Origin of the sequence: Streptomyces sp. URMC 126, from assembly GCF_051386555.1 — a bacterium.
Taxonomy (GTDB): Bacteria; Actinomycetota; Actinomycetes; order Streptomycetales; family Streptomycetaceae; genus Streptomyces.
Map to the genome: position 1 here is coordinate 17,650 of NZ_JBPQTX010000059.1, position 10,964 is coordinate 28,613.

The window sequence follows — 10,964 nt, forward strand, 5'->3', positions numbered from 1 at the left end:
CCGGCCTGGACGGATCCACCGGACCAGCCGGGCCTGCCGGGCTGCCGGACCTGCCGGACCTGCCGGACGACAAAGCGCCGGTCCGGCCGTCCCCCGCCGAGGAGGGACGGCCGACCGGCGCCTGCGGGCCGCTACTTCTTCGCGGACCCGGCGTTCTTGCCGAAGCGGGCCTCGAACCGCGCCACACGGCCACCGGTGTCGAGGATCTTCTGCTTGCCCGTGTAGAACGGGTGGCACTCGGAGCACACGTCGGCACGGATGGTGCCGTCCGCGACGGTGCTACGGGTGGTGAACGAGGCGCCACAGGTGCAGCTGACCTGGGTCTCGACGTACTCCGGGTGGATGTCGCGCTTCAAGGGGTTCTCCTAGGTTCGGGAGGGCTCCGGGTCGTCCGGCGGGATTGCCGTACGTGAACCGGGGCCGACGTACCAGTCTGCCAGTACCGGCCGCATCCCCCAAAACGGGGTCCGGGAGCCCGTTATTCCCGGGCTCTCCGAGGGGCGCGGCCGGCCGGGGCTCTACTTCACGACGCCGTCGGCGTCCGTCTTCGTGCCCTCGCCGTCCTTGAGGGCGGACGCGGGGATCGGCTTGTCCTCGTGCAGCGCCCGCCACATCTCCTTGGCGGCGGCCAGGGGCACCACGCGGTTCTTGTCCAGCGGGTCGGTGGTGACGGGCAGCGTCACCATGTGCATGTCGTTCGAGCCGATGCCCTTGAGGCCGTTGGCGAAGGAGAGCAGCTTGTCGACCGAGGCCAGCTCGGAGTCGGTGGTGAGCGCCTTGGTGGCGGTGTCCGCGATCCCGTAGAGCTTGGTGGGGCTGGTGAACAGCCCGACGGACTTCACCTGGTCGATGAGGGCCTTGATGAACGCCTGCTGGAGCTTGATCCGGCCGAGGTCGCTGCCGTCGCCGACGCCGTGCCGGGTGCGGACCAGGCCGAGCGACTGCTCGCCGTTGAGGGTGTGCTTGCCGGCCGGGAGGTTCAGGTGGCTCCACTTGTCCCGGATGGGCTTGGTGGTGGTCACCTCGACGCCGCCGAGCTTGTCGATGAGCTTCTGGAAGCCGGCGAAGTCGACCTCCAGGTAGTGGTCCATCCGGATCCCGGTCATGGCCTCGACGGTCTTCACCGCGCAGACCGCGCCGCCCACCGAGTACGCGTCGTTGAACTGCGCCCGCCGGACGGCCGGGCTGGTCTTCCCGGCGAGCGTCTTGCACTCGGGGCGGGCGACCATGGTGTCGCGCGGGATGCTGACCACGCTGGCCTGCTTGTGACCCGCGTAGACGTGGACGATCATCGCGGTGTCGGACCGGGAGCTGCCCTCGTCCCGGCCGTACTTCTTGTTGTCGCCGGCCCGCGAGTCGGAGCCCAGGACGAGGATGTCCTGCGAGCCGTTGTCGACGTTCTCGGGGCGGTCGGTGCCGAGCGCGGAGTTGATGTCCACGCCGTGCAGGTTGCCGTTGAGCTTGAAGTAGACGTATCCGAGTCCGGAGCCGCCCAGGACGACCAGCGCCGCGGCCGTCCAGAGGACTATTCGCCAGCCCGTGCGGCGCGCGCGGGGCTTGCGCCTGCGGCCGCGGGGTCCGCCGGGACGCCGTCGGCGCGCTCCCGCCTGCGTGCCCCTGGTCTCGTCCGCCATACGCTCCTCAGTCCTCCGCTGGTTCGGCTTCCCCCCTGCCGCCCGATCAGGCGCGGTGCCTCGCGCTCTCAGACGGCGAGGTCTGCGACAGGGTTGCACGGAGCCGTGAGAGCGCTTTCTTAGGAACCGGGCGGACCGAAGGGCGTGACAAACCCACCCACACCCGCTGTCACCTGCGTTTTCGCCCGCCTCTTCAGTGCCGTTCCCGCTCGCTTCGGCGGATGCTCCTGTGGCGGAAGTCTCAAAAGGTCACGGTGAGGACTCGGCAAGATCACGAAGGGACACCCGGCCGCCCGCGAGATCGTCGAGCGGCCGGGCCGGAAACGCGGAACCTCCCCGCCACGGATCGTGACGGGGAGGTTCCCTCGCGGTGTGCGACGCCGGACGGCTCCGGTCAGTCGTTGCCGTTGCCCGGCGCGGGCGCCGTCTTGGCGATCTGCATCAGGAACTCGGCGTTCGACTTCGTCTGCTTCATCTTGTCGAGGAGCAGCTCGATGGCCTGCTGCGAGTCCAGCGCGTGCAGCACCCGGCGGAGCTTCCAGACGATGGAGAGCTCCTCGCCGCCGAGCAGGATCTCCTCCTTGCGGGTGCTGGACGGGTCGACGTCCACCGCGGGGAAGATGCGCTTGTCGGCGAGCTTCCGGTCGAGCTTGAGCTCCATGTTGCCGGTGCCCTTGAACTCCTCGAAGATCACCTCGTCCATCCGCGAGCCGGTCTCGACCAGCGCGGTGGCCAGGATGGTCAGCGAGCCGCCGTCCTCGATGTTCCGCGCGGCACCGAAGAACTTCTTCGGCGGGTAGAGCGCGGTCGAGTCGACACCACCGGACAGGATGCGGCCGGAGGCCGGCGCCGCCAGGTTGTAGGCGCGGCCCAGGCGGGTGATGGAGTCGAGCAGCACGACCACGTCGTGACCCAGCTCCACGAGGCGCTTGGCGCGCTCGATGGCCAGCTCGGCGACGGTGGTGTGGTCCTCGGCCGGACGGTCGAAGGTCGAGGAGATGACCTCGCCCTTGACCGACCGCTGCATGTCGGTGACCTCTTCCGGACGCTCGTCGACCAGGACGACCATCAGGTGGCACTCGGGGTTGTTGGTGGTGATCGCGTTGGCGATCGCCTGCATGATCATGGTCTTGCCGGTCTTCGGCGGGGCCACGATCAGACCGCGCTGGCCCTTGCCGATGGGGGCGACCAGGTCGATGATACGGGTCGTCAGAACGCCCGGGTCGGTCTCCAACCGCAGCCGGTCCTGCGGGTAGAGCGGCGTCAGCTTGTGGAACTCGGGGCGGCCCCGGCCGGTTTCGGGCGCCATGCCGTTCACCGAGTCGAGGCGCACGAGGGCGTTGAACTTCTCGCGCCGCTCGCCGTCCTTCGGCTGCCGCACCGCGCCGGTGACGTGGTCACCCTTGCGCAGGCCGTTCTTGCGGACCTGGGCGAGGGAGACGTAGACGTCGTTCGGGCCCGGCAGGTAGCCGGAGGTGCGGATGAACGCGTAGTTGTCGAGGATGTCGAGGATGCCCGCGACGGGGATCAGGACGTCGTCGTCCGACAGCTGCGGCTCGTTGGCGAACTCGTCGCGGCCACGACGGCCCCGGCGGTCGCGGTAACGGCCGCGACGGCCGCGACGGCCGCCCGCCTCGTCGTCGAAGTCGTCCTGCGGCGCCTCGGCGCGCCCGGCGCGCTGCTGCTGCCGGTTGCCGCCCTGCTGGCCGGCGCCGGCGTCGTCACCGCGGCGGTCGCGGCGGTCGCGCTGGCCCCGCTCGCCACGCTCGCCGCGGTCGCCCCGCTCCCGGCGGTCGCCCTTCTGGCCGCGCTCGGCGCGGTCGCCGCGGTCCTGGCGGTCGCCCTTGGCGCCCCGGCCCTCGGCGGTGTCCGCCGCGGTCTCGGGCTTCTCCGAGGTCAGCACCTCGGTACGGGCCTCGGTCCGCGCCTCGGCGCGGCTCTCGGCGGCGGTGGGCTCCGGGGAGCCGGCGGGGGCGGTGGCGCGACGGCGGCGGCGCTCACCGGCCGGCGCCTCCTCGCTGCCCGGCTGGCCCGGGATCTCGATCTGCTGCTGGGCGGCGGGTGCCGGCTCGGCGGTCTTCTCGGCGGCCTCGCCGGTACGGGCGCGGGAGGTGGCGCGGCGCTTCGGCTTCTCCGCCGGCTGCTCGGCGGCCGGCTCGGCGGCGGGCTTGGCGGAGGCGCCGGAACCGGCCTGCCTCTCCTTGATGACCTCGATCAGCTGGCCTTTGCGCATCCGCGCGGTGCCCTTGATGCCGAGGCTGGAGGCGAGCTGCTGGAGCTCGGCCAGGACCATGGCGTCGAGGCCCGTGCCCGAGCGTCGCCGCCGGGGGGCGGCGGAAGCACCGGTGGCAGGCGCGGCGGGAGCGTCCGTGGCGGGCGCGGAGGCATTGCCTGCGGCACCCTTGGTGCCCGCGGCGTTCACGCCCATCAGATCGGTGGTGTCGCTCACGAAGGGGTCCTTCCCTGGAGCGGGCGTCGGCCTGTCTGGCTCGGCGACCGGTTGTGCTGTCCGGCTGCGGTCCTGCTGTGCGGACCGGGCCGGGGCGGTGGTCCGCCGCGGTACGGCGGAAGAATTCAGTGCGTTGATGCCGACGTGGGGAAATCAGTGAGGACAAGACGCATCGCATCACTCATGTCGCCCACGCCGATTTCCGGAGCGTGCTCGAATCTGCTCAGGCAGTCTGGGAGGCTCCCGGAAGAAAAGCGGTCCCTGATCGGGACACAGAGCACCGAGCCGACGTGGCTTCGGGTGCAGACTTGAGGTTAACACTACCGGATCCCACAAACATTCCCCCTCTCAAAGTCCGGCAACCGCGTTTTCCGCGGGGCCTTCCTCGGCGGCGTACCACCGCGTTCCGCCCCTTGTCAGGCGAGCGGAAGCACGCTCGCCCCCCCGGCGTCGAGGGACAGCCGGTTGGCCGCCCACCCCTCGCCCGCCAGCCGTGCGACCTTCTCCGCCGCACTGTCCTCGACCAGCGCGAGCACCGTGGGGCCCGCGCCGGAGACGACCGCGGGGACACCGTCCGCCCGCAGTCGGTTGACCAGGGCCACGCTCTCCGGCATCGCCGGGGCGCGGTACTCCTGGTGAAGCCGGTCCTCGGTGGCCGGCAGCAGCAGCTCGGGGCGCCGGGTGAGGGCCTCGACCAGCAGCGCGGCCCGTCCGGCGTTGGCCGCCGCGTCCACATGGGGGACCTGGCGCGGCAGCAGGCCGCGCGCGGTCTCCGTCGCCACGGGACGGCCGGGCACGAAGACCACCGGAACGATGGAATCGGCGGGGTCCATCCGCACCGCGCGGGCCGCTCCCCCGTCCATCCACGCCAGGGTGAAACCGCCGAGCAGGCAGGCCGCGACGTTGTCCGGGTGGCCCTCGATCTCGGTGGCCAGCTCCAGCATCGCCGTGGCGTCGAGCCGCTCGGCCCCGCCTATGGTCACCGCCCGGGCGGCGACGATCCCGGCGCAGATCGCGGCGGCCGAGGAGCCCAGGCCGCGGCCGTGCGGAATGCGGTTGGCGCAGACGACCTCCAGGCCGCGCGGCTGGCCGCCCAGCAGGTCGAACGTGGTGCGCAGGGACCGTACGAGCAGGTGACTCTCGTCGCGCGGGAGCGAATCGGCGCCCTCGCCGGCGATGTCGATGTGCAGCCCTGATTCGGCCACCCGGACCACGACGTCGTCGTAGAGCCCCAGGGACAGACCGAGGGCGTCGAAGCCGGGACCGAGATTCGCGCTGGTGGCGGGGGTGCGCACTCGGACGGCGGCGGCGCGGAAGGCGGGACCGGCCATCGCTCGATGACTCTCCTTGATGTGGCCTTGGTAGGGCGTGCGACATCCGCAAGGGCCGCGACGGCGATACCGCATGGAGGGCGGCTTGGGTCAGCGACGGGGCGGAGTGAGGACAGCCTATCGAAGGAAGGTTCTGTGGCGACATAGGGCGCACAGGAGGCGCGCGATGCGTGTCGCACGCCAGACCATGCCCCGTGTCGTCTTTGACGGACTTTCGTCGGGGTTGTGACCTGGGGGTTCGTGGCTCCGGGGGGAGCGGACGGGATTTTTCGCTCTCCCCCGGCGCCCGGTCGCGCCCGGGGCCGGGAGGGCCGACGGCCCTGGGCGGAGCCCGGTGGACCGGGCGCCTCACGGCGCCTCACGGCGCCTTCCGGCACCCGGGCGGCCGTCCCGCGGGGGGATCGGCCGCCCGGACCGGCGAGGGGAATGCGCGCCGGACCGGCGACGGGAACGTCCGGACCGGCCGGCGAGGGGATCGGCGGCCCCGGCCGACGCGTACGCCCGGACCCGTCCGGACGCGCGGTTCCCGCCCGGCGGCTACGCGAGCCCGAGCCGCTCGGCCGCCGCGGCCGCGTCCACCGGTACGGTCACCGGCTGCGGGGCGCCGGCCACCGCCCAGTCGGGGTCCTTGAGGCCGTTGCCCGTGACCGTACAGACGATGCGCTGCCCCGGATCCACCTTGCCCTGCTCGGCGGCCTTCAGCAGACCGGCGACGCTCGCCGCCGAGGCGGGCTCGACGAAGACGCCCTCCTGCGCGGCCAACAGCCGGTAGGCGGCGAGGATCTGGCGGTCGGTCACCTCGTCGATGTGCCCGCCGGACTCGTCGCGCGCCTGCTCGGCGAAGCGCCAGGAGGCGGGGTTGCCGATGCGGATGGCGGTGGCGATGGTGTGCGGCTCCTTCACCGGCTCGCCGCGCACGATCGGCGCGGAGCCGGCGGCCTGGTAGCCCCACATGCGCGGGGAGCGGGAGGCGATGCCGTCGGCGGCGTACTCCCGGTACCCCTTCCAGTACGCGGTGATGTTGCCCGCGTTGCCCACCGGCAGGACGTGGATGTCCGGGGCGTCGCCGAGCGCGTCCACGATCTCGAAGGCGGCGGTCTTCTGGCCCTCGATGCGCACCGGATTGACCGAATTGACCAGGGCCACCGGGTAGTTGTCGGCCAGGGCGCGGGCCAGGTCCAGGCAGTCGTCGAAATTGCCGTCGACCTGGAGGATGCGGGCGCCGTGCACCAGGGCCTGGCCCATCTTGCCGAGCGCGATCTTGCCCTCGGGCACCAGGACGGCGCAGACCATCCCGGCCCGCACGGCGTAGGCCGCGGCGGAGGCGGAGGTGTTGCCGGTGGAGGCGCAGATGACGGCCTTCGCGCCCTCCTCCTTCGCCCGGGTGATGGCCATCGTCATCCCGCGGTCCTTGAAGGAGCCGGTGGGGTTGGCGCCCTCGACCTTGAGGTGGACCTCGCAGCCGGTGCGCTCGGAGAGCACCTGGGCCGGCACCAGGGGCGTACCGCCCTCGCGCAGGGTGACCACCGGCGTGTCCGCGGAGACCGGGAGGCGGTCGCGGTACTCCTCGATGATGCCGCGCCACTGACGGGTGGCGGCGTTGCCGTTGTTCGCAGACTTCGCAGACATGGTCTTCCTTGCTCCCCTACTCACCTTCGACGCGCATGATGCTGGCGACCCCGCGCACCGTGTCCAGCCGGCGCAGCGCCTCGACGGTCGCCGTCAGGGCGGCGTCGGGGGCCCGGTGCGTGACGACGACCAGCGCCGCCTCGCCGTCCTTGCCCTGCTGGCGGACGGTGTCGATGGACACCCCGTGCTCGGCGAAGACCGTGGCCACCTGGGCGAGGACACCCGGCTTGTCGGCGACGTCGAGGCTGATGTGGTAGCGCGTGACGACCTCGCCCATGGGGCTGACGGTCAGCCGCGCGTACGCCGACTCGCCCGGGCCCGTGGTCCCGGCCAGCTTGTTGCGGCAGACGGCGACCAGGTCGCCGAGGACCGCGGAGGCGGTCGGCGCGCCGCCGGCGCCCGGGCCGTAGAACATCAGCTGCCCGGCGGCCTCGGCCTCGACGAACACCGCGTTGTACGCCTCGCGGACCGAGGCCAGCGGGTGGCTGAGCGGGATCATCGCGGGGTGGACGCGGGCGGTGACCGACTTGCCGTCGGCGGCGCGCTCGCAGATGGCCAGCAGCTTGATGGTGCAGCCCATCTCCTTCGCGGAGGCGAAGTCGGCGGCCGTGACCTCCGTCATGCCCTCGCGGTGGACGTCGTCGAGGCGGACGCGGGTGTGGAACGCGATGCCGGCCAGGATCGCGGCCTTGGCGGCGGCGTCGAAGCCCTCGACGTCGGCGGTGGGGTCCGCCTCGGCGTAGCCGAGGGCGGTGGCCTCGTCCAGGGCCTCCTGGTAGCCGGCGCCCGTCGAGTCCATCTTGTCGAGGATGAAGTTGGTGGTGCCGTTGACGATGCCGAGGACCCGGTTGACCTTGTCGCCGGCGAGGGACTCCCGCAGCGGGCGGATCAGCGGGATGGCGCCGGCGACGGCGGCCTCGTAGTAGAGGTCCGCGCCGTGCTGCCCGGCGGCGGCGTGCAGGGCGGCGCCGTCCTCGGCGAGCAGCGCCTTGTTGGCCGAGACGACGCTCGCGCCGTGCTCGAAGGCGGTGGTGATCAGGGTGCGGGCCGGCTCGATACCGCCGATGACCTCGACGACGACGTCGATGTCGCCCCGTTTGACCAGGGCGGTCGCGTCGGTGGTGATGAGCTCGGCGGGCACCCCGGCCCGGACCCGGTCGGGCCGGCGCACGGCGATGCCGGCCAGCTCGACCGGGGCGCCGATCCGGGCCGCGAGGTCGTCGGCGTGCGTCGTCATGATGCGCGTCACCTCGGAGCCGACCACTCCACAGCCCAGCAGCGCCACTTTCAGCGGACGCGTACGCATCATCCGACCTCGTTTCTCGTACATCTTGGGTGGTACACCAGTCTCACTCACCGGTCGGAGGGTTTCCCTCCCCCGTCCAGTATCCGAGATTCCGTCATCCGCGGACCGGTTGCGCGGACCGTCCCGGCCGGTGGCCCCGGCCGGCCCCGGTCGGCTCCGGCCGACTCCGGCCGCCTTCCGCCGCCTTCCGCCGTCACCCGACGTCGAGCCGGAACAGATCCTCTTCGGTCTCCCGCCGGACGATGACGCGGGCGGCGCCGTCCTTCACCACCACGACCGGGGGCCGCAGCGCGTGGTTGTAGTTGCTGGCCATGGAGCGGCAGTAGGCACCGGTCGCGGGGACGGCCAGCAGGTCGCCGGGGGCGACGTCGGCGGGCAGGAAGGCGTCGCGGACCACGATGTCGCCGGACTCGCAGTGCTTGCCGACGACGCGGGAGAGCATCGGCCCGGCCGTCGAGGTACGCGACACCAGGGCCACCGAGTAGTCGGCGTCGTAGAGCGCCGTACGGATGTTGTCGGACATGCCGCCGTCGACGCTGACGTACGTCCGCAGTCCGGGCAGCTCCTTGACCGTCCCCACCTCGTAGAGCGTGAAGGCGGTGGGACCGACGATCGCGCGCCCCGGCTCGACGGACAGCCGCGGCACCGCGAGCCCGGCCGCCGCGCACTCCCGCTCGACGATCGCCCGCAGCGCGGTGGCGATCTCGTGCGGCTCGCGGGGGTCGTCGTCCGGGGTGTAGGCGATGCCGAGACCGCCGCCGAGGTCGATCTCGGGCAGCTCGACGCCGTGTTCGTCGCGGACCTCGCGGAGCAGACCGACCACACGGCGCGCCGCGACCTCGAAGCCCGAGGTGTCGAAGATCTGCGAGCCGATGTGCGAGTGGATGCCGACCAGTTCCAGCCCGTCCAGCTTGAGCGCGCGGCGGACGGCCTCGGCGGCCTGGCCGCCGGCCAGCGGCAGCCCGAACTTCTGGTCCTCGTGGGCGGTGGCGATGAACTCGTGGGTGTGCGCCTCGACGCCGACCGTGACACGGATCTGCACCCGCTGCCGCTTCCCGGCCCGCTGGGCGATGTGCGCGACGCGCACCAGCTCCTGGAAGGAGTCGACGACGATCCGTCCCACGCCTTCCTCGACGGCCCGGGTGATCTCCTCGACGGACTTGTTGTTGCCGTGCAGGGCGATGCGCTCGGCGGGCATGCCCGCGTCGAGCGCGGTGGCCAGCTCGCCGCCGGAGCAGACGTCGAGGTTGAGCCCCTCCTCGGTCAGCCAGCGCACGACGGCCCGGGACAGGAACGCCTTCCCCGCGTAGAAGACGTCGGCGTCCGGCCCGAACGCCTCGCGCCAGGCGCGGCAGCGGGCCCGGAAGTCGTCCTCGTCCAGGAAGTAGGCGGGCGTGCCGAACTCCTCGGCCAGCCGGTTGACGTCCAGCCCGCCGACGGTGACGACGCCGTCCGCGTTCCGCGAGACGGTACGGGACCACACGCGCGGTTCGAGGGCGTTGAGGTCGGCGGGCGGCGCCGGGTAGTGGCCCTCGGGCAGGACGTCGGCGTAGCGGGGCCCGGCGGGGTGGGCGGAGCGGCTCATGGCGCTGATCTCCTCGGTGCTCGGTGCTCAGAGATGTGCGGGTGCGGTGATGCCGAGCTGGTGCAGGCCGTCGGCGAGCACCGTGCCCGTGGCCTCGGCGAGGGCCAGGCGGGCGCGGTGGACGACCGAGGGTTTCTCGTCCCCCCGGGGCAGCGTCGGACACGACGCCTGCCAGCGGAGGAAGGCGTCGGCCAGCCGCTCCAGGGCGCGCGCGAGCCGCTCGGGGTCGCGGGCGGCGACGATACGGGGGTGATCGGCGAGGGCGGCGAGCAGCGGACCGGCCCCCTCCCCGAAGTCCTCATCCGCGCCCTCGACCGCGGGGCGGAACCCGAGGTCGTGGGCGTTGCGTATCAGTGCCCGGCACCGGGAATGGGCGTACCGCACCCGGAAGAGCGGATTGACCTCGCGCTGCACCAACAGCAACTTGCGATCCAGCCCGGGCGGACTGAGCACACTCCAGCGGGCGGCGTCGGCCCCCAGCCGCCGGACGAGTTCGTCGGGAGGACGCACGGGAAGCGGCTCCCGCGCACCGTCGTGATCCCCATGATCGCCGTCGCGCCGGGAGAGCACCTGCCGAACGAGACCGACGCCGGATCCGCCCTCAAGGGTGATGTTCAGAAACCCCGGCCCGGCGATCTCGACCCGGTCGATACCGGGCTCCCGGACCAGCCGGCGCCGCAGCAGCTCGGCCACCTCCAGGGCGGGCCGGCCGCTCTCCTTGGCGAGCCGCAACGCGACGCTGGTCGCGTAATCCCCGCTGCCGGGGTGCGGCGGCACCCGGACCCCGACCGAGGTCGGCACGGCGACACGCAGCTCGTCGGCCTCGACGGCCCGACGCACGGCGCGCAGCACGGTACGGGAGAGATCTGCGGGGGTCACAGGGCAAGCCTAGGGGAGGAAACGGGTCGCTCGGCCGGCCGGTTTCCCCGATGTTCCCCGGACATGCCCCTTACACCGTCCTCAGGGCCGGCCGCCCGGCCGCACCACGGCCCCGGCATCCCCCGGCGACGCCTCGTCCGCCGCCCCCGCC

At 72.6% G+C, this 10,964-nt stretch carries 8 protein-coding genes; all 8 read right to left on the reverse strand.

What is annotated here, in order from left to right:
• Nucleotides 1-131: 131 nt before the first annotated feature.
• A complete protein-coding gene (gene rpmE, locus ACSNOK_RS10285) occupies nucleotides 132-356 on the reverse strand; it encodes a 50S ribosomal protein L31 (protein ID WP_004953295.1) in 225 nt (74 codons plus the stop codon).
• A gap of 162 nt (nucleotides 357-518) precedes the next feature.
• On the reverse strand, nucleotides 519-1,634 hold the full coding sequence (locus ACSNOK_RS10290) for an LCP family protein (protein ID WP_436780299.1): 1,116 nt from the start codon (nucleotides 1,632-1,634) through the stop codon (nucleotides 519-521).
• A 394-nt stretch (nucleotides 1,635-2,028) separates the two neighbouring features.
• The gene (gene rho / locus ACSNOK_RS10295) at nucleotides 2,029-4,083 is read right to left on the reverse strand and encodes a transcription termination factor Rho (protein ID WP_436780300.1); all 2,055 of its coding nucleotides are present in this window, start codon (nucleotides 4,081-4,083) and stop codon (nucleotides 2,029-2,031) included.
• Between the two features lie 416 nt (nucleotides 4,084-4,499).
• Nucleotides 4,500-5,414, reverse strand: a complete 915-nt coding sequence (gene thrB, locus ACSNOK_RS10300; RefSeq protein WP_436780301.1) for a homoserine kinase — start codon at nucleotides 5,412-5,414, stop codon at nucleotides 4,500-4,502.
• 537 nt (nucleotides 5,415-5,951) lie between these two features.
• On the reverse strand, nucleotides 5,952-7,043 hold the full coding sequence (gene thrC / locus ACSNOK_RS10305) for a threonine synthase (RefSeq protein WP_436780302.1): 1,092 nt from the start codon (nucleotides 7,041-7,043) through the stop codon (nucleotides 5,952-5,954).
• 16 nt (nucleotides 7,044-7,059) lie between these two features.
• A complete protein-coding gene (locus ACSNOK_RS10310; RefSeq protein WP_436780303.1) occupies nucleotides 7,060-8,352 on the reverse strand; it encodes a homoserine dehydrogenase in 1,293 nt (430 codons plus the stop codon).
• A 190-nt stretch (nucleotides 8,353-8,542) separates the two neighbouring features.
• The gene (gene lysA / locus ACSNOK_RS10315; RefSeq protein WP_436780304.1) at nucleotides 8,543-9,934 is read right to left on the reverse strand and encodes a diaminopimelate decarboxylase; all 1,392 of its coding nucleotides are present in this window, start codon (nucleotides 9,932-9,934) and stop codon (nucleotides 8,543-8,545) included.
• Between the two features lie 27 nt (nucleotides 9,935-9,961).
• Nucleotides 9,962-10,813 carry an ArgS-related anticodon-binding protein NrtL gene (nrtL, locus tag ACSNOK_RS10320; RefSeq protein ID WP_436780305.1) on the reverse strand — a complete coding sequence of 284 codons (852 nt, stop codon included), beginning with the start codon at nucleotides 10,811-10,813 and terminating at the stop codon, nucleotides 9,962-9,964.
• Between the last annotated feature and the right edge of the window lie 151 nt (nucleotides 10,814-10,964).